Raw genomic sequence first — 19273 nt, 5'->3', positions numbered from 1 at the left:
GCGGGTACAAAACCTGCTCTCTGGTTTAGCGGTAATAAGGACAGTACGCATGGCAAAGATGACCGAATCCGATATTGAAGTAATGGCGATTGAGTACCTGCAAGGGCTGGGCTATGAATATGTTTACGGCCCGGACGTTGAACCCAGTGGAATCAATCCGTTACGTAACTATCAGCAGGTTATCCTTGAAGATAAAGTGCGTACTGCCCTACAACGCCTAAATCCTCACCTTAGTGAACAGAAGAGTGAGGAAGCTCTAAAACAGGTGATGCAGATCAGCACACCTGATCTGATGGCAAACAATCTGGCCTTTCATCGCCTGTTGACCGAAGGGATCAATATCGAAGTCAGCAAAGACGGGAATAACCAGGGCGAACTGGCCTGGTTAATTGATTTTAACGATCCAGCCAATAACGAATTTCTGGTGGCGAACCAGATAACCATCCGGGAAGACCGTCATAACCGCCGCCCTGATATTATTCTGTTTATTAATGGATTGCCGCTTGTCGTTATTGAACTCAAAAACGCAACGGATGAAAATGCTACGGTATTAGGTGCTTATAACCAGATTAAAACCTATCAGAACCAAATCCCCAGCCTGTTTACGTACAATGCCTTTAATCTGATTTCTGACGGGCTGGAAGCCAAAGCGGGAACCGTTTCTGCTGATTTCAGCCGCTATATGACGTGGAAAACCTCTAACGGTAAAACGCAAGCCACCAGTACCCAGCCACAGCTAGAAATTTTATTACAGGGGTTGCTTAATCCTGTAACGCTGCTGGATATGATCCGCCACTTTATCGTGTTTGAAGCCAGCAAACATGAAGACAACAAAGGGATTATCAGTATCCGTACTGATAAAAAAATGGCGGCTTATCACCAGTACTACGCGGTCAATGCAGCAGTACTTTCCACTATTCGTGCATCGGCGGTGAATGCAGACTCCCCCTCTGCCGAAGTGGCAGTCCGCCAACAGGGACGTAACAGTAACGATCTCGTTAATGCGCAAAAAACCGGCGATCGCAAAGCGGGCGTAGTCTGGCATACCCAGGGTTCCGGTAAATCACTTTCGATGGTGTTTTATACCGGAAAAATTGTACTGGCGCTGGATAATCCGACCGTAGTGGTGATTACTGACCGTAACGACCTGGATGATCAGCTATTCGGTACATTTTCTTCCGCTACCCAGCTACTGCGTCAGACACCCAAACAGGCCGATAACAGAGACGAACTCAAAGAATATTTGCGGGTAGCCTCTGGTGGCGTGATATTTACCACTATTCAAAAATTCCAGCCTGATGATGGCAGCAATATCTATGATTTACTGTCAGCTCGTACCAACGTTGTTGTTATCGCTGATGAAGCTCACCGTTCACAGTACGGTTTCAGCGCCAAAGAAGTTGACGTGAAAGACAGAGAAGGCAACGTAACAGGCAAACGCACCGTTTATGGCTTTGCCAAATATATGCGTGATGCCTTGCCCAATGCGACCTATCTGGGCTTTACCGGAACCCCCATAGAAAAAACAGACGTTAACACCCCTGCTGTTTTCGGTAACTATGTTGATATCTACGATATATCGCAGGCTGTTGAAGACGGTGCCACCGTGCGTATCTTCTATGAAAGCCGTTTAGCGAAAATTGCCATCAGTGACGAAGGTCGCCAGCTCATTGAAGACTTCGACGATGAGTTTAACGAGGACGAGCTGACGATTACCCAGAAAGAACGTTCTAAATGGGCCAGAATCGAAGGTTTGATTGGCAGTTCAAAACGTATTAAAGCCATTGCGGTGGATATGGTTCAGCACTTTGAACAACGCTTAAAGTCCAATGCCGATCATGGCAAGGGTATGATTGTATCCATGTCCCGCCGTATTGCCGCTGAATTGTATAAGGAAATCATCGCCCTTAAACCCGAATGGCACAGTGAAGATTTAAACGATGGCGTGATCAAAGTCGTAATGACATCTTCCGCTACTGACGGGCCAGAAATCGCTAGACACCACACCACCAAAAAAGAACGTCAGGTTCTGGCTAACCGCATGAAGGATGATGATGACAAGCTGAAACTGGTGATAGTGCGTGATATGTGGCTGACCGGCTTTGACGCTCCCAGCATGCATACCCTGTATATCGACAAACCGATGAAAGGCCATAACCTGATGCAGGCGATTGCCCGCGTCAACCGGGTTTACAAGGACAAAATCGGTGGTCTGGTGGTTGACTATCTCGGTATTGCTTCTGATTTAAAAGAAGCCCTGTCGTTCTACTCCGATGCCGGAGGACGGGGTGATCCAGCTGAGGTTCAGGAAGAAGCCGTGACGCTCATGCAGGAAAAACTGGAAATCCTGGAAGGAATGATGCATGGCTACGATTACAAAGCCTACTTTACTGCAACGACTTCACAGCGCCTGACGATTATCCTTGAATCAGAAAACCACATTCTAGGGCTGGATAATGGCAAGGGTAAAATGCGTTTCCTTGCCGCTGTGGCTGCCATGTCCCAAGCATTTGCACTGGCGACGCCACATGATAAAGCAATGGAAGCGGCACCCGAAGTCGCATTCTTCCAAGCGGTGAAGGCACGTCTGAATAAATTTACTGAAAACCCGGACGGCTCAGAAGAAGAACATAATGACAGTCTTGAAGTGCGGGTAAAACAGACTATCGATCAGGCACTGGTTACCGATAAAGTTGTTGATATCTTTGACGCAGCGGGAATACAGAAGCCGGATATCTCTGTACTCTCTGATGAGTTCCTCCAGGAAATGAAGGATTATCAGCACAGAAATATTGCTCTGGAAACGCTTAAAAAGCTGCTTTCTGATGAGATCAAGGTTCGCTCGAACCAAAGTATCACTCAGGGTAAAAAACTGATTGATATGCTGACCTCTGCGATCAACGGCTACCAGAACAAGGTACTGACCGCTGCGGAGGTGATTGATGAACTGATCAAACTTGCTAAAACTATTCAGGAATCAGACAGCCTTGCAAGCCAACTGAACCTTAGCACTTACGAATACGCCTTCTATTCTGCTGTTGCAGATAATGACAGCGCTCGTGAGCTGATGCAAAAGGAAAAACTACGAGAACTCGCAGTTGTTCTGACGGAGGCTATCCGCAACAATGTGAGTCTGGACTGGACAGTGAAAGAAGCGGCAAGAGCGAAAATTCGCGTGGTGGTAAAACGTCTGCTAAAAAAATATGGCTATCCACCTGATATGTCATTGCTGGCTACGGAAACAGTATTGAAGCAGGCGGAGATATTGGCGGGAGAACTAGGAAAAGGATTTCCCTAATTTTTATATATCATCTATTTTAAGTTGCACAGGAGAAGCTAATGGATAGTAGGCCATATCTTAAAACAGCGCTATATATATTATCTCTATGGCTTCTGTTTTTATCTCTATTAATAATGTCTTATGACAAGGTATTAGTACATAATGCGTGGGACTACTTTTTTACTGAAAACTTTTCTTTCCAAGCCTCGTCATTACGAGTGAGGAATATTGTTTTTATACTCAGCCTAGCTTTCATTATTATCGGCACGATCATTTTGTTCCTTCTTGCAAATAGTTTCGGTTCGGGCTGGTCTGTTGCGTGTACTGTATCTGATATTAGCAATGAAAATCATGAGCATTTAGAGTTTTTAACTACATATATAATGCCCTTAGTTTTTACTGATGTAGATAGTAAGCGAACGGTATTGAATTTAGGATTGATGATATTTATTATCGGAGCGATATATGTAAAAACAAATAGGTTTTATTCAAACCCATCACTTGCAATACTCGGATTCAGAATATACAAAGCTAATATTCATGACCGAGGTGTAAAAAAATGCACAGTAATCTGCCGTAGTGTTTTGAAGAGCGCAGATAATATAAAGTATATAAAAATAGACGATGAAACTTATTTGGCTAAAATAGTGTAGAGGTCATGACATGTTCAATAACATTGAAAATATTTTACAATCTCAAGGTATTTCTGGTGAAGCTTTTTTTGTTGCTGATATTCAAGGTACGATAGATATATTTAAGGTTAATCTTGAACCTAATGCTGAACAAGAGTTAACCACCTGCTTTTCTAAAAGCATAACCAAAAATGTTATTGAGCCTAACAGAGGTAAAGCTGCTGTTCCACTCGTATCTACTTTATTGGAAAGAGATAAGCAAGTTTTTGAATATGATCACTTAGCGATTAATCACCTACCTTTTGAATTTACTAAAATGAACGATGTGTTAAATTTCGGGGTTAATGGAAATGCAAAACAGTTTAATTTTGCCACGCAAAGTCTTACGTCGGTAAAGGCAGTAATTTATCACCTTTGTGATGGTAATGGAAACAGCGTAGTGATTTACCAACATAAATACCCCGTTTCTTTACATAAGAAAACGAAAAAATCCTTCTTGAGTTTAAATGGCAGAACATTAGATAAGGTAACTCATGACAGCATTGATATAAATGATACTATTGACTTTTTCCTCTTCCAGAATAAATATTACGCATTGAACATCAAATTGCTTGAAAGAATGTACGGTTTAGAAAGTGTAATAGATAATCTTGCAAACATTTCAACGCCATTAATAATAAATCTTGGCATTGTTAACATACAAGGCATGCAAGTACCGCTAGATATTTTCAAGGATATGTATAAAGACCGAGCATTTATGCGTAGACTTGCTATGGTTTCAAAAGGAAGCTTGGTAACAACGGGTGTTTCCATTCCTCAAATACAGCAAGTTATGCAAAGGTTCCCTGTATTTCAACGGAACATTGATTTATCAGGAGGACTAATAAATCTTAATACAAAAGACCAAAAAAGATACTTCATACGACTACTTAATAACGAAGCATAATTTGCCGCACTTGACAACTCTCCCTTCCTTGCTGTTGAGAAGGATTCTGCCGCCTAAATTGAGAAAAATATTAAGAAAAGCATCCTCAACTTGTTTATGATAAGAGGATGCTTTTCAGTGAAATTAATACTTATCGTATTATTCCACCTTTCATTTTAACCACCTTCGCTGCCATGTTGCCATTGTTATTCGTGTTAAACGTCCTATCTCCGATATCATAGACAACGCCAGTTATATTAACCTTCTGACCTTTCTTAATTTTCAGGATATCGTCATCCTGGCCCGGAAAATAGGTCAGCAGCACAGCCCCGCCACAGTATTTGGTATCAAGCGTCTCAAAAATGATGGCGTAGGTTTTATGATCTCGCTGCGCCCCCAGATACTTCATGGTGTCGTAGGCTTCCTGAGCTTCCAGAACAGTAGCATTGCTGATACTGACTTTCTTGCCGATCCATTTATTTTTACCTGCCAAAGCATTTGCTTCATAATCACGGCAAATAACACCCAAGCCATTGACGGAGTTAACAGGAAGATTATCTGCTGCTGTGGTATTACCTTTACTGCCGGAAGTGTTTAAAACATTGCCCAGAGAAGATAAGGACGAGTTGATCGATTGCCCAACTTTCCCGGTTGCGTCGTTGAGTTGCTGACAACCTGCGAGCGTAAAAGCGGCAGATGCTAATAAAGCCGTAATCGTTTTTTTCATTCTAGATAACCTGCAAAGGATAAAAAAAAATCACTGAACTGATATCTTCATTCAGAACAGTGAGTGGTGATGTTTTTCCCTGATGTTGGCAAAGCCATTAACGTGCGGTCGGACGAACCCAACTGACTTTATCTTTGGTTTTAAATTTCAGAATCAGTAAGGGGCCAAGCATTAACGCGAGCAAAGTTATCACCATTACTGGCGTGGATTTGGTTAGATAGGCCATGACAAATCCCGCAGGAATGCCAACGATGGTTCCACCAACTACCAACCCCTTCATAGTCTGCTGGCTGACATAACCTTTTACTCTTTCCGCACCACATCCCCTGCACACTGACACACGCTCCTGCACTTCTGTACCGCAAAATGGACATTCAGACATGCTCTTTTCCTCATCAAACCCTCTCTAAGTAATTGATATAATTGATGTGAAGAAAGAGCCTGTCATATCGTTTTTATCGATCAAATTCATAAATCATGATAGTTAAAGACTATCAGAAGTACAGAATCGATCGATTAAGCCAATTAAAAATCGATCGATAAAGCCTAATTGATAGTTATAATCTATTAAAATATATATATTGATCAATTTAACAGATCAATAAGTTGATGAAATTTGTGATTAATTGAATGCTTTGCACTCTGCGGGGATAGGCATTTGCTGAGCCAGTCTGCTTCTTAAAGGTACTGACCTCAAAACACGCAACTTCCGTAAGTAAATGAAACCTCCATATAGAATGCTGCCTGCCCCTATGGCACACTTAAACCGCCCTGATGCATACGGAAGCTGCTCAATGCCTGAAAATCTCCCTCTCTGCTTTTTTACCGAAGGCCACATCACCCTTCCTGATCACTATCAGGATCGTACCGTTAATGTCTTCACCCTTCCCGGTGAGAATAAGCCCGCTTTTAACATCTCCCGCGATTCGATGAATGATGACGAGACGCTGTCAGGTTATATTGACCGGCAGTTAACGCTGATGCAGAAGCATCTGAAAGGCTGGAAGCAAACGGAACGGGTGCCCGCTGTGCTCGGCAATAACCTGTTACAGGGTGAATGTGTGCATGCCAGCTACCTGCGTGATGGTAAAAGAGTCTTCCAGCAACAGGCGGTATTTAACACGTCTGAAAACCATATTCTGGTTTTCACTGTGTCCTGTACCGCGATACTGACGGACGGAAACAGTCAACAGTTCCATGCGCTGCTTGCCAGCTTTTCTTTTAACAGCTGACAATTAAGGAAGGTTGTTATGTTTGAAGCGGCACGCGTGGGTGATGATATCGGCCATTCTCATGCGCTGGCAGGGATGATTGCCGGAACGATTGTCGGTGGACTGATAGCAGCAGCAGGGGGTATCGCCGCTGGAGCATTGATGATTGCCGGTATCGGTGCGTCATGCCTGGGCATTGGTGTGCTTCTGGTCGGGGCCAGTCTGGCGGTGGGGTATCTGACAGGCGAACTGGCAACGGCAGCGCGGGACAGCATGGCGGATGCCGGAGCCGCCAGCATGGAAAAGGAAGGCGTTATCGCCACCGGCTCTCATAACGTGTTCATTAATGGCAGACCTGCCGCCCTTGCCACCGACAGCATGGTGGAATGCGCCAGGGATGCTGGCTCACAGCAGATGGCCGAAGGCTCCTCACGCGTGTACATCAATGGCCTGCCTGCTGCCCGTCTCGGCGATCAGACCACCTGTGGTGGAAAGGTCATGACCGGTTCCGCAGATGTGATTATCGGCGGTGAGCCGGAACAGACACTGCCGGTACAGTCAGAAGTCCCGGAATGGCTCTATAAAACCTCCGACCTGACGCTGTTATTTGCCGGACTGCTCGGTGGAGCGGGCGGAGCGGCAGGTAAAGTCGGTGCGCTGGGAAGACTGTTCAGTAAAATCCCGGGTATCAACAAACTGGCCCGCGTCGCCTGCCGCGCTGGCGTGCTGATGACCAGCGCCGCCGCCGTGGGCATCATCGCGCGTCCGGTGGATATCGTCAGCGGCCAGAAGTTTCTCACTGGTGATGACGATCTGGACTTTGTATTACCGTCCCGTCTGCCGGTTTTCTGGCAGCGTTACTGGCGCAGTGGCAACCCCGGCGACAGCGTGCTGGGCCGTGGCTGGTCACTTTTCTGGGAAACGCGACTGGAAAAATATCAGGACGGGCTGGTATGGCGTGCACCGTCCGGTGATTACGTGTCATTTCCTCTCGTGCCAAAAGGACAGCGAACCTTCTGCGAAACGGAAAAACGCTGGCTGGAACACCATCAGGACGATACCTGGTCAGTGTATGACATCAGCGGCGAACGCTGGTATTACTCATCCCTGCGGGACAATTCCCCTTCCATGCCGCAGCGACTCACCGAACCCTGTGGTAACGATATTCTTTTTGACTGGAACGACGACCATACCCTGCATGCGCTCACCGACAGTGCCGGGCAGCGCGTGGTCTGCCGCTACACAACTGTCAGTAAACAGGTTTGCCTGACCGGAGCCTGGCTGGATGATGAAATCTGCCTGGTCAGCTACGGCTACGATGATAAGGCCCGGCTGATTAGCGTCATCGGACGTGGCGGTCAGGTACGCCGCCGTTTCAGCTGGTATGACGACGGGGACGGTACGGATTTACTGCGCAGCCATGAGGACAGCAACGGGCTTCTGAATGAATACCTGTGGCGGAACATTGATGGTCTGCCGCGCGTGGTGGCATACCGTAACAGCGCGGGCGAGCAGCTTGATTTTGAGTACGATTTTGAAAACGGCACCCGCCGCGCCATCCGCGAAGATGGCGCACAGGCACACTGGCTGGTTGACGACGATGACAATGTTGCACATTTCACAGATTATGACGGTCGCCAGACCGGCTTCGTCTGTCGTGATGGCGAGTTGTGCGACATTATCCTGCCCGATGGAGCCATGCGGCGCAGTCATTGGGACCGTTATGGCCGCCTCACGTCAGAAACTGACCCGGCAGGACGCACCACTGAGTACTATTGGTTCAGAAACACTGATCGCATTACCCGCACGGTTTTCCCGGATTCAACAGCCACTCAGTCTGTGTATGACCTGAACGGTCGCCTGCTGTCGGAAACCGATGCACTGAATCACACCACCACGTATCACTACCCTGATGAAGAAGAAACGCTGCCTGACCGCATCACCGATGCGAGGGGCGGTGATGTGTTGCTGGAATGGAACCGTCAGGGATTGCTGACGCAACGCACTGACTGCTCCGGTAGCGTGACCCGCTTTACGTATGACCGCTTTGGTCAGCTTATCACCAGTGAGGACGCAGAAGGCAACCTCACACGCCGCGAATGGAACGATGCAGGCCAGCTTACCGCCGTAATTCGGGCCGATGGCAGTCATGAAACGTTACGATGGAACGAGCACGGGCAACTTGCGGCTTGGCGAGACCCGCTGGAAAGTGAGGTTCGCTGGCAGTATTCCGCGCTTGGACTGCCAGAAAGCGTTACCGACCGCACGGGACGAACCCGCCGCTGGCACCATGACACGAGAGGCAATCTGCTGCGTCTGGAAAACGGCAACGGTGGCGAGTACCGTTTTACATATGACCCGACAGGCCACCCACTGAGCGAAGTCCGCCCGGACGACACCATCCGTCAGATGGAATGGAACGTACGAGGGCTGCTCACCACGCTTATGGAAAGCGGCAGATCTGACGACGATGGCGGTCTCCCGCGACGCGCTCAACAGTTCAGCTATGACAGCAGCGGCCTGCTGACAACACGCACTACACGCGATGCTCAGTACCATTACCAGCGTAACAACAGCGGGCAGCTTACCGGCCTGACGCGCAAGCCAACCACCGATGGTACAGCACTTGGAATCGAAGAAGATGAGATTCAGTTTACCTTTGACGCGGCAGGAAAACTGCTCGGTGAACGGGGCAGTAATGGTGAGCTGCATTACCACTATGACGCCCTTGACAACCTCACCGCGCTGACCCTGCCTGGGGGCCAGCAGATAAGCTGGCTGCATTACGGTTCCGGCCACGTCAGTGCCATCCGGTTCGGTCAGCAAATCATCTCTGAATTTACCCGCGACCGCCTTCACAGGGAGGTGGCCCGCACTCAGGGAACCCGTGAACAGACCCGCCAGTATGACAGTCTGGGCAGACGTACCCGGCAGCGCAGCTTCACACCCGACCTGCCGGAACAGACAATCTTAGAACGCGCCTTCAACTATACCGGGCGGGGAGAACTGTCTGACGTCAGTGACACGCTGCGAGGCAACACAATTTATGGCTATGATGAGGAAGGTCGTCTTCTCAGCCACTACGAAGCCCGCCCGGACCACAGTAACAGGAGGTTCCAATACGACGCTGCGGATAACCTGCTGCCGGATGATGACCTCCCTGCCCTGCCTCTGAGGAATAACCGCCTGACGCACTGGCAGAACCTGTTTATGAAATACGACTGGTGGGGTAACCTCGTCAGTCGCCGAAATGGTCTGTATGAACAGCATTATGTATACGACGCGGAAAACCGCCTCATACAGGCCGGGGGCAATGGACCAGAAGGCCGGTTTACCGCGCTCTATCATTATGATGCGCTAGGCCGACGCATCCGTAAAACGGTCACCACGCAGCGTGGCAACGCTGAGACCCGCTTCCTCTGGCAGGGCCTGCGACTGTTGCAGGAGCAGCAGCAAAACGGGCAGTGCCAGACATATGTTTACGATCCGAACGAAGCATACAGCCCGCTGGCGCGTGTTGAACATTTGAGTGAAGAAATTAGCGGAGAGATTCTCTGGTTCAGCACCGATCTAAACGGTGCACCGCTGGATATGACCGATGAACAGGGACAGCTCCGGTGGAGCGGTCATTACGACAGTTTTGGTGAGGTTACCCGTCAAACAGAAGGTTTTCACAGACTCGCACAACAAACTACCATCACTCATCAGCCACTGCGCTATGCCGGGCAGTACGCGGACAGTGAAACGGGTCTGCACTATAATCTTTTCAGGTATTACGATCCTCAGATTGGACGCTTTACGGTACAAGACCCCATAGGATTACTGGGAGGCTGGAATCTTTATCAGTATGCATCGAATCCGCTGGGTTGGATTGATCCGTGGGGACTGTCAAGATATCCTGGGGTCGATTTCTCAGGAAGTGATGCACTTTATCCTCATGGTGAAAATATTGTAAAAATACCAATGACAGGCAGTCGTTATGGCGACTTTAAGGCAGCAAACGAATTGGCAAATTACAAAAACTCAGTTGGGAATATTACAGGTAAATCACATCCAGATGGCTATACCTGGCACCATTTAAATGATTATGATCCCATAACGAATACTTCTACCATGCAACTTGTAGACACAAGCGCTCATGAAGCCACTTTCCCTCACTCCGGCTCAGTGAGCCAATACGAACAGTATCATGGTGTTAAATATGAATCACTTGAAGCCAAGAAAACTGCAAAATCATTGAATTGTAAATAGTGAGGCACATTATGCAATCAGAAGACTTAAAATTTTATGAAGATGATGAAGGTATTGCTGTCGATTTGAAGTTGAAAGCATTCGGTCCGGATGAAGTACAATGTGTTAATCTTGAATCTGAATTATCAGATAAAAAGATGAAAGATGATATACTTTATTTAATTAATCATCAAAATGATTTTTTACAAAAAATTCAAAAAGCAGCTCATGAGTATTGTATCAAAATTTACAATCAAGAACCATCTGATCTTAAACTTATAAAACTGTACATTTTCCCAGACAAAGAAAATGAATATGGTTTTATGTTCTCAACAAAAATTGATAGTGAACATGGAATTGGTGTAAAAATGATAAATGGAAATGTAGAAAAAATTGGCAGTAGTGAAACGGCATTTTTGTAAAACACCTCTATATTCAATAAAAAAACTAACGTAGTAAATTGAACTGTACCTTAATATAGACAATATATTAAGGTACAGTTTTTACATTAACAAGGGCTTTTGTTTAGGTTTAAATTTTTCGATTTGCATTTAATATAAGATTTAACAAATGACAGGCGATCACCATTGAATATTAAATCAGGTTTAATGAAGTAAAAATCCTGGATCATAGTTTCAGTAATGAAACTTTTCTCAACCAACTCTTTCATACTTTTAAAATAAGTCGTTCTGGATATTTTAACAATCGTTTTATCTACAATGTCATACGACATTAAAATTGTATCTATGTCCTTTTTATCCTGCATTACCCTGTACAGTATTTCAAAAACCTTTGTTCCTGCGGAAGACAATTCCGTAATAGCTTTAACGCCATTTACATAGAGTTTTAAAAATTGTGTTTCATCTACTTCCTGATACTGAAAAAACCCGCACCTCCCAGGTGCTCTCCTGTATTTTCATTTACAACCATGAGTTTATCCCTCTCATGTCATTTTTCTTTACTTTTATTCTTGTTATTATTTTTAAATAATATATTGATTTTCATCACCTGACATTTGAAGTATCAAAATTTTGAATAAAAATGAAGTTTTCTTTTCATGATGAGAATGATTGTTGATTAAAGTCCTCAAACCGCGGACTTTAACTCCCGAGATCGCGGACTTGGTTTTAAGTTATATCTGGCCTGAAAGCAGTTTTCTTCTTCATTATTATTATAGAGTGAAGCGAGAGATGTTCTTTATTGATTTTATAAAGTGAAAAAAGATTGTTTTCTTTCATTTTAAGTAACCCAACACGGCTGTTGTGCCGTGTCATTGGGGTTAATATTCATTACTTCTCTTTTATTTTATAATCAGAACACAAAATCCTGGACTCTGCTTATTTGCCTTTTAGGGGCAACCAGCAGACCAGGGAATAATGGTTTGTTATTTAATTAGTTTTTCAATGCAGCACATTAGTTTGCTCATATACTGCTTCAAAATCAAACCCCTTTGATAAAGGAAGCTGTCTTGTTTTTGCTTCCTGCTGTCAGCAAAACCGCTATGCGCTATGTCGGGCAGTACGCTGACAGTGAAACGGGTTTGCACTATAATCTTTTCAGGTATTACGACCCGCAGGTCGGACGGTTTAGGGTGCAGGATCCGATAAGATTGCTGGGAGGCTGGAATTTTTATCAGTATGTACCTACTCCGCTGGGCTGGATGGTCGTGGGGATAGAGTCATATCAATCAATGGAATGAGATTGAAGTGCTTCAAATGCGGACACGTACAGGTGCTAAGGTAAAAACTCTATGAGAAACGAAGTAGATTCAATTACTTATTTGATAACGTTATCAGATGAAAATCATGAGAAAGAATGGATGAAGATACTGCACAGTATATTATCTTCGCCTGATATTGAAGAAATACCTAACAATCCTGAGCTAAGCAGATCTGATTTCTTTTTGAATGTGTCAAAAATAAGATTAAAAACGGCCATCAAAAACAGAACCTCCACCTTTGGCCTTAATGATTTAATTTTTAATTTAGAAAAACTGCCTGCTGATACATTAGTAGAAAGATATGGCTTAAAAAGCAAAACATACTTCGGAGATTGTTTTGTCATTGAAAAAAACATCATTGGCTGTGGCTTTGTTATTAACGGTCATACATACTCATTCTCACATTCCACATCTGAATATTACGTTGACGGAATTAAAGAAGTTAAATAAAAATAAACGAACATCTAAAAATACATGAACTGCATATTAAAAGTATTTTTCATATCATGGAACAGGGCTGAAGTTTTCTCCCTAATAACTGAAACCCGTATCCTCTGGCAGAGTTTGCGACTGTTACAGGAACCGCAGCAGAACAGATAGTAACAGACATATTTTTCGACACGGTCGTTTATACATAGCCAGATGCAAATGATAAGGAACTGGTGATTATAGTGAATGATATGGCCTCCTATGAAGCTGGTGCAAAAGTTTTTCATGCAATTTATAATGCTACTATTGATAAAGCGAACATAAAGCAATTTCTGCATGCTATTTTTAAAGATAGCAGTAGCAAATTAACTATAAGCTAGTTCTCAGGGACGGGGGTTATCTGCTGGCAGATGATAATGAAGTCTATCCGCAGGATGCGGCTCGCAGAGATTTTCTATATATTTATTCGACTTCATAAGGCCAGAAACCACTATGTTCAAGCTGCGATACAACGTCACCCTTCAAATCAGCAAACAACCTACTCCGACATCAATAGGGAAATATGAAGTCCTGATCGCTGAAAAAGGTACGGGCATCATGGTTCCTGATCAGGTGGTTGAAGCTGCTGTTCAGGTCGATGATAAACGGTTACTTTTATTCCTTACTGATGACGTTCCGTACGAGGAAGCGCTCAAAATTGCCCTGCTCAATCTGAATGAAGGGGTGAAAGAGATACTGACCTTAGGTGGAGCATACCTGACAGGATCGTTTACTGATCTGAAAATATACCCAGATGCAGTTGAGTTCAGCTTTATGGGTGATACAACATGGCGCGTTGAAATACCCGTGAAGCCATTCATAAGACTCCCGTTCACCGGCGATCCTCGCGGCATTTCACGTCCTCTGGCGTTCAGGCATTACATTAAAATCTCCGCCAGTCCCAAACCTGCACGCGCCGACGGCAGCCGCTGATGTCAAAGAATAACGCAGCCCGAAATGCCTCCCCCCCCCTGTCCCCCACCTCCACAAGCAAAGCCCCCTATTCTACCAGCAGTGATTTCAGCCGGCTGAGCCATACCTCCGTGTCGTTCAGCAGCGCACAGCTGAGATTTTCAATGGTCATGTGTTGCGCCATTGAGGCGCGGCGCAGCAGGCTGTAGGCATCATCCTCATCCAGCCCCAGCGCGTTCATCACCCGCAGCTGTGCGGAGAACAGAAACTTACGCGCCCGAAGTCGCTCCTCCTGCCGCCGGAGCTGTGCGTCGAGCTGGCTGATGTGCGCGGCATGGTTGAGCGCCAGGGTAAAAGCGGTCATCACACCATCAAAGCGCACCGGTTTACGCATATAGCTGTCGATCTTCTGTTCAGCAATCCACTGCAAGCGTGAGGGTGTTTCAATGGCGGTAAGCGCTACCTTTGGCAGCGCGGGCCACGGGAGTGGGTTCGTGGGGTGAAACAGCGTGGAGTTATCCCCGTCGAACACCAGTAACTGCTGGTCAGCCAGCTGGCTCTCGTCCGGAAACACCGTACAGAACAGCCCCTCAATGCCTATGCGGCTGAACTGCTGCGCCAGATGGTGGTTATCACGGTCGGAACAGCCGATCACACACACTTTTAATCCGCGCATCTGTACGTTTTTTCGGCTCATTCGTCACCTCCGCGTGGCATGAGGCTCGCGAGATCCACCCTGGCCAGCCAGGGATCGGGTTTCACCGCCGCCTCCGCCTGCCAGAAACTCTCCAGCCTGCCGTTGTGGCATCGCGCCAGATGCGGGGTCAGCCAGCAGTGATTATTGTCGGCGTCGAGGCGGATCCGTCCGGCGGGCGAATCCATCTCATCCTGCAATACCGCATTACGCACACCGTCCACATCCGCATTGCCGTGGCGCGCAATGGCTCTCGCCAGCAAATGTCCGGCCAGCCAGGCACTCTCGCTGTCCACTGACGGCGAAACCTGCTCACCAAAGCGCTGATGATAGCTGCTCAGAAAACGGTGGTTGGCGGCGCTGTCAATCGACTGAAACCAGCTGGCAGAAACCAGATATCCCTCTAACGCCTCTGCACCAATCAACTTTACTTCCGGTTCACACAGCGTCAGGCTGAGCTTCAGCACCTCGTTTAGCCACGGCTGCTGCTGACAGGCCTGGTGCCAGGCGCGATAAAAGCTGTAGGCGCTTTTGCCGACCATGGTATTCAGGAGGACTTTCGGGCGGCAGGCGATAATATCCGCGATTAACGCCTCCACGTTTTCGTCCCCCATCGGCAGTAATTTACTCTGCAATACGCTGCCGCCCGCGGGGATGACGGCTTCACGGGTCAGGCGATCCATCTCCCATGACCAGACATAGTTAGAACCAATGTGATAGATCTCCGCCGCCTGCTGCTGTAACAGCCAGCTGAGCATCGGCAGGATATGCTGGTTGGGACTGGCCCCCAGGTAAATCACGCTATTGCTGCTCTCAAACCCCTCATAGCGCGCGGAATGCCACAGCAGCGCGTTAGCACCTTCGATCAGCGGCAGAATGGTCTTCCGCGCCGCAGACGTGTAGCAGCCAATCACATGACGTACCCCGTGGCGATAGAGTAAGTCGTGGCAATAGTCGTAATAGAGATCCAGCGACCCCTGCGGATCGCGGATCACGGGCGCCAGGGTAAACGGATGGGCGGGATTGGCGTTTATCTCCTCAATCGCCAGCAGGATGCCGTTGAGCATCTCGCGCCCGATCACCGCATAATCGCCTGACACTGAATAGAGAATACCGACCGGAATAACGGGTTTAGGCAGCGGCTGAGTGGCAGTCATAATAGCTCCTGAATCAGCGCGGCCCGCAGGCCGCGTCTGTGGCTCATTTCGGTGATGAAGCAATCAGCGCAGTGTAGAAATGCGGCTGACGCATCAGCACCAGGTCTTTACGCCTTACCACATGATCGGGGTAAGGATCGCCGGCTGACCCCGTGGAGATATCCAGCAGCGCCAGCCCCTTCGCACCGGTCGCTTTCGCTTCCCTGCGTGGAAAGGCAAAGGTATCCGGCCCGTATATCCCGCTCAGGCCAAAGCTTTCGCCTGCCGCAGCGGGCCAGTTGGCAAAAGCCAGCCAGACGTTATTCTCTCCCGCCCGAACGCGTGGCAGCAGCCAGTGGTAAGGATCGGCGCCGCGCGGGATCGGCCAGACATGCGGTATCGCCGTGCCCGGGTGCGCCATGGGCAGAGGTGAATGAAGCTGCGCCGGGCAGGCGATGATGTCGCAGCCTTCCAGCGCCAGGATGCGGGCCGCTTCCGGCACCAGCAGATCTTCACCCAGCAGAATACCAACGCGCCCGCACGGCAGATCGCACGTCACCCACTGATCCCCTGCGCAGGCCCAGTGCCGATCCTGGTCGCTGAGGTGAATCTGGCGATAGTGTCCGTTGACTCCCTCACTGCTCACCAGCAGCGCGCTGTTGTAACACTGCTCCCCTTCCCGCTCGGCGAACCCTGCAAGCAGCGCGATATCCAGCTCCATCGCCAGCGCGATCAGCGCCTGTACAGGCGCATCCTCCCGTGACAGCGCGCAATGGCTGCCGTCGCCCCCGGTCAGCGCGCGCTCCGGCAGGATCAGCAGTTCCGCGCCCTCTGATTTCGCCTGTTCGGCCCAGTGCCGAATCTGTGCCAGATTGGCATTCACCTCGTCTTGCGGCCGAAACTGCGCCACCGCAATACGGGACGCTTTGCCCTCAGGCAGGGGGTCACGTCCATATAAGCCAAAAAAGTCCGCGGGGTTCCAGAGGAAAGTATTGGTCATCAGCCGCTGATAGAGCTCAGGCCGGCGCTTGTTCAGCAGTAGATTCGCCTGCGGAAGAGGTAACTCAGCGCTGAGTATCCGATCGCCGCTGTCGCAGCTGGCCAGCACATTTCCCTGGCTATCCACAATGCAGCTGCCGCCGCTGAACTGCACGCCCCGCTCCCATCCCCAGCGGTTACTTTCAATCAGCGCACAGCCGTTCTCCCAGGCGCGCGTGAGCCAGTAAGGCGCAGGGGTACGTTCAGCCAGCCAGTTACTGATGTGGCAGATAATCTGTGCGCCCCCCAGCGCAGCCAGCCGGGCAGTTTCAATAAAGTGAATATCCATACAGACCAGCAGCGCAATATTGCCGATCTCAGTCTGAAAGACCTGATGCCCGCCATCACCGTTAGCCGCCCATTTCGGTTCCGAAATATAGGGATGCGTTTTTCGGTGGACGCCAATCACGCCCTGCGGGCCGACCAGAATGGCGCTGTTATAGTAGAGGTCGGTTACCCTGTCCCGCTCCGGCATGCCAAAGACCAGAAAGCAGTTAAACTCACGCGCAATCGCAGCGAATGCCTGGCTGGTGGGGCCATCGGCCGTTTCTGTGTAGGGGGCGACCTCCGCACGATCCTGCCAGCAGTAGCCGGTAGTGGCCATTTCCGGCATCACGATTAAGCGTGCGCCGTCGCGTGCCGCCTGAGTGGCTAATGCCAGCAGCCGGGCGACGTTTTCCTCTTTTCTGAACTGCGTGGGTTCAAACTGAATGGTTGCAACGTTGATGCGCATTATTCGGCCTCCTTGCTCAGTAAGGGTTTAAACACCGGTTTCGGCCCCTGGTAAGCATCAGAGGGTTTCCAGCGGGTTTGCATATCTTCCGGGAAGGTTTTGAAGTAGTAGCTGCCGCGGGTCGCCACGCTGATAGCGACATGCAACACAGGGCCAACCAGCATGGCAATAAATGAGGCGTACACCATCGGATAGAGGCCCAGCACGCCTGCCGCGCCTGTTGCCACCGCGACGCACAACGCAATGACGCCGGACGGATTCCACATCCGCAGATACGCTTTGCGATACTCCACGAAATCGGAAGGCGCAAGGTGCAGCACTTTGCGGCAGATAAAGTAATCCGCAAGGATAATAAAGACCCAGGTGTTGGTGAGAATGCCGGTAATGGAGAGGAACGTGCCGGTATACTGCAGGATGTTGCAGATATAGAACAGCACGCCGAGCAACCAGACCAGCAGCATCCACCACTGGCGTCCCGGCCGATAGTTAAACGCCATATCCATGGTGTTCGACAGGGCAATCGAACCTGAGTAGAGATTCAGGACGTTTATGCGGATCTGGGTAATCACTGCAAATAACACACCGGTCAGCCCCATAATCAGCGGGAAGACGAAGCCCGGATCGAGCGCCAGCGACCAGGCATCCTCGCCCTGAATATGCGGCATCAGGGTGTAGGCTATAAAGGCTCCAAACAGCATGACGACAACAATCGGGATCAGCATCCCCATCATGATGGTTGCGGTGCCTTTATGTGTGATCCCCGGACGGGCAAAACGACCGTAGTCAGTGGCCATCAGTCCCTGAAAAACAATCTGCCCGTTGGCCATATTCATCACCAGCCACAGGGCGTTACTGTCCGCCTCTCCTTTCGGCTGCCAGCCGCTGAAGCTGACCGCCGGATAGTGGTGCGTTAACTGCCAGATACAGAAGCCAAACAGCACAATGAAAATGGGAACGCCCCAGGTTTGCAGGAACTGCATGGATGACATGCCCTTCCAGACAAACCAGATGGCGGCCAGCCCCATCAGCGCAAAGATAGCGATACCGGTCAGGGAGTTGACCGGCACGCCCGCATAGTTGGCGATGGCGTGAGACACAATGGTGCCTTCAAACAGGAAATAGAAGATGAAGTTGACGGCGTAAATCAGCGAGGTGAAGGCGGAGCCCATATAGCCAAACCCCAGGCCGCGCGTCATCAGATTGAGTGAGAGCCCCTCTTTACTCGCCATCTTCATAATGCACGAGCCAATCAGGGTGGCGAACACCACCATATAACCAATGGGCAGCAGCAGCATTGGCCAGCCGACCTGGTAGCTCATGTCTGCCCCGAGGCTGAACCAGAACATCGCGGTAGAGTTGCCCAGCAGCACCAGAATAATGGCCGGAATCGGCCAGCGATAGTGCGCCGGCACACGGCCCACCGCGTAATCCTCAACGGCCTCTGCTTCGGTAATATCCTGCGGCCCCTGAAACCATGCTTTTAACTTACTCATAGATTTGCTCCAAAAAAAAGCCCCGCCGGCAGCATTGCCGGCAGGGCTTCTTCGCCTGAAATCGATGTTGTGGA

At 48.7% G+C, this 19273-nt stretch carries 14 protein-coding genes and 2 pseudogenes; 9 read left to right on the top strand and 7 right to left on the bottom strand.

The annotated features are described in order from the left end of the window. Positions 1–49: 49 nt before the first annotated feature. Genes HFD97_RS04070 through HFD97_RS04060 form a run of 3 tightly spaced genes read left to right on the top strand, consistent with a single transcriptional unit; the run spans position 50 to position 4858 of the window. Positions 50–3298, top strand: a complete 3249-nt coding sequence (locus tag HFD97_RS04070; protein ID WP_167430944.1) for a type I restriction endonuclease subunit R — start codon at positions 50–52, stop codon at positions 3296–3298. A gap of 41 nt (positions 3299–3339) precedes the next feature. Then, on the top strand, positions 3340–3933 hold the full coding sequence (kwaA, locus tag HFD97_RS04065; protein ID WP_167430945.1) for an anti-phage protein KwaA: 594 nt from the start codon (positions 3340–3342) through the stop codon (positions 3931–3933). Between the two features lie 10 nt (positions 3934–3943). Next, on the top strand, positions 3944–4858 hold the full coding sequence (locus HFD97_RS04060) for a Kiwa anti-phage protein KwaB-like domain-containing protein (protein ID WP_167430946.1): 915 nt from the start codon (positions 3944–3946) through the stop codon (positions 4856–4858). 130 nt (positions 4859–4988) lie between these two features. On the opposite strand, the gene HFD97_RS04055 is transcribed toward HFD97_RS04060, so the two are convergent. Together HFD97_RS04055 and HFD97_RS04050 are read right to left on the bottom strand one after the other, a co-directional pair. Then, a complete protein-coding gene (locus tag HFD97_RS04055; RefSeq protein ID WP_167430947.1) occupies positions 4989–5564 on the bottom strand; it encodes a hypothetical protein in 576 nt (191 codons plus the stop codon). Between the two features lie 97 nt (positions 5565–5661). Beyond that, positions 5662–5946, bottom strand: coding sequence for a hypothetical protein (locus tag HFD97_RS04050; RefSeq protein WP_167430948.1), 285 nt, complete (start codon positions 5944–5946; stop codon positions 5662–5664). Positions 5947–6358: 412 nt separating this feature from the next. Between HFD97_RS04050 and HFD97_RS04045 the strand changes: the two genes are divergently transcribed. The 3 genes from HFD97_RS04045 to HFD97_RS04035 are packed head-to-tail and all read left to right on the top strand — an operon-like array spanning position 6359 to position 11427. Beyond that, the gene (locus HFD97_RS04045; RefSeq protein WP_167430949.1) at positions 6359–6796 is read left to right on the top strand and encodes a DcrB-related protein; all 438 of its coding nucleotides are present in this window, start codon (positions 6359–6361) and stop codon (positions 6794–6796) included. Positions 6797–6814: 18 nt separating this feature from the next. Continuing rightward, entirely contained in the window at positions 6815–11026 is a 4212-nt protein-coding gene (locus tag HFD97_RS04040; protein WP_167430950.1) for an RHS repeat-associated core domain-containing protein, read from the top strand. A gap of 11 nt (positions 11027–11037) precedes the next feature. Next, a complete protein-coding gene (locus tag HFD97_RS04035) occupies positions 11038–11427 on the top strand; it encodes a hypothetical protein (RefSeq protein ID WP_167430951.1) in 390 nt (129 codons plus the stop codon). An 86-nt stretch (positions 11428–11513) separates the two neighbouring features. Here the strand turns inward: HFD97_RS04035 and HFD97_RS22255 are convergent. Beyond that, positions 11514–11947, bottom strand: a pseudogene (locus HFD97_RS22255) (replication protein); the annotation flags it as partial. A gap of 544 nt (positions 11948–12491) precedes the next feature. Here HFD97_RS22255 and HFD97_RS04030 point away from each other — a divergent pair. The 3 genes and pseudogenes from HFD97_RS04030 to HFD97_RS04020 form a co-directional block, all read left to right on the top strand. Continuing rightward, a pseudogene (locus HFD97_RS04030) lies at positions 12492–12668 on the top strand (RHS repeat-associated core domain-containing protein); the annotation flags it as partial. A gap of 87 nt (positions 12669–12755) precedes the next feature. Then, positions 12756–13175, top strand: a complete 420-nt coding sequence (locus tag HFD97_RS04025; protein ID WP_167430952.1) for a hypothetical protein — start codon at positions 12756–12758, stop codon at positions 13173–13175. Between the two features lie 471 nt (positions 13176–13646). After that, the gene (locus HFD97_RS04020; RefSeq protein WP_167430953.1) at positions 13647–14126 is read left to right on the top strand and encodes a hypothetical protein; all 480 of its coding nucleotides are present in this window, start codon (positions 13647–13649) and stop codon (positions 14124–14126) included. A gap of 67 nt (positions 14127–14193) precedes the next feature. On the opposite strand, the gene HFD97_RS04015 is transcribed toward HFD97_RS04020, so the two are convergent. Genes HFD97_RS04015 through HFD97_RS04000 form a run of 4 tightly spaced genes read right to left on the bottom strand, consistent with a single transcriptional unit; the run spans position 14194 to position 19199 of the window. Beyond that, on the bottom strand, positions 14194–14802 hold the full coding sequence (locus tag HFD97_RS04015; RefSeq protein WP_167430954.1) for an ANTAR domain-containing response regulator: 609 nt from the start codon (positions 14800–14802) through the stop codon (positions 14194–14196). After that, on the bottom strand, positions 14799–15956 hold the full coding sequence (locus HFD97_RS04010; protein ID WP_167430955.1) for a transporter substrate-binding domain-containing protein: 1158 nt from the start codon (positions 15954–15956) through the stop codon (positions 14799–14801). The genes HFD97_RS04015 and HFD97_RS04010 overlap by 4 nt, the downstream gene beginning before the upstream one ends. Positions 15957–15999: 43 nt before the next feature. Beyond that, positions 16000–17706: a nitrilase-related carbon-nitrogen hydrolase gene (locus HFD97_RS04005; protein WP_167430956.1), complete on the bottom strand. Its 1707-nt coding sequence runs from the start codon at positions 17704–17706 to the stop codon at positions 16000–16002. Next, positions 17706–19199 (bottom strand): cytosine permease, encoded by a 1494-nt coding sequence (locus HFD97_RS04000; RefSeq protein WP_167430957.1) that lies wholly within the window; start codon positions 19197–19199, stop codon positions 17706–17708. Before HFD97_RS04000 ends, HFD97_RS04005 begins: the two co-directional genes overlap by 1 nt. Positions 19200–19273 lie beyond the last annotated feature (74 nt).

The sequence above is a fragment of the Pantoea sp. EKM103V genome (assembly GCF_011800365.1).
In the GTDB taxonomy this organism is placed as follows: Bacteria; Pseudomonadota; Gammaproteobacteria; order Enterobacterales; family Enterobacteriaceae; genus Pantoea; species Pantoea anthophila.
Note: the sequence above shows the minus strand (reverse complement) of the source record. Positions and strands in the feature narration are given on the sequence as shown.

What these genes read in the sequence shown, in the direction of transcription:
- HFD97_RS04070 (WP_167430944.1), top strand. Translation starts at nt 50, where the DNA reads ATGGCAAAGATGACCGAATCCGATATTGAAGTAATGGCGATTGAGTAC.
- HFD97_RS04005 (WP_167430956.1), bottom strand. Translation starts at nt 17,706, where the DNA reads ATGCGCATCAACGTTGCAACCATTCAGTTTGAACCCACGCAGTTCAGA.
- HFD97_RS04045 (WP_167430949.1), top strand. Translation starts at nt 6,359, where the DNA reads ATGCCTGAAAATCTCCCTCTCTGCTTTTTTACCGAAGGCCACATCACC.
- HFD97_RS04025 (WP_167430952.1), top strand. Translation starts at nt 12,756, where the DNA reads ATGAGAAACGAAGTAGATTCAATTACTTATTTGATAACGTTATCAGAT.
- HFD97_RS04060 (WP_167430946.1), top strand. Translation starts at nt 3,944, where the DNA reads ATGTTCAATAACATTGAAAATATTTTACAATCTCAAGGTATTTCTGGT.
- HFD97_RS04000 (WP_167430957.1), bottom strand. Translation starts at nt 19,199, where the DNA reads ATGAGTAAGTTAAAAGCATGGTTTCAGGGGCCGCAGGATATTACCGAA.
- kwaA (WP_167430945.1), top strand. Translation starts at nt 3,340, where the DNA reads ATGGATAGTAGGCCATATCTTAAAACAGCGCTATATATATTATCTCTA.
- HFD97_RS04055 (WP_167430947.1), bottom strand. Translation starts at nt 5,564, where the DNA reads ATGAAAAAAACGATTACGGCTTTATTAGCATCTGCCGCTTTTACGCTC.
- HFD97_RS04040 (WP_167430950.1), top strand. Translation starts at nt 6,815, where the DNA reads ATGTTTGAAGCGGCACGCGTGGGTGATGATATCGGCCATTCTCATGCG.
- HFD97_RS04015 (WP_167430954.1), bottom strand. Translation starts at nt 14,802, where the DNA reads ATGAGCCGAAAAAACGTACAGATGCGCGGATTAAAAGTGTGTGTGATC.
- HFD97_RS04020 (WP_167430953.1), top strand. Translation starts at nt 13,647, where the DNA reads ATGTTCAAGCTGCGATACAACGTCACCCTTCAAATCAGCAAACAACCT.
- HFD97_RS04035 (WP_167430951.1), top strand. Translation starts at nt 11,038, where the DNA reads ATGCAATCAGAAGACTTAAAATTTTATGAAGATGATGAAGGTATTGCT.
- HFD97_RS04010 (WP_167430955.1), bottom strand. Translation starts at nt 15,956, where the DNA reads ATGACTGCCACTCAGCCGCTGCCTAAACCCGTTATTCCGGTCGGTATT.
- HFD97_RS04050 (WP_167430948.1), bottom strand. Translation starts at nt 5,946, where the DNA reads ATGTCTGAATGTCCATTTTGCGGTACAGAAGTGCAGGAGCGTGTGTCA.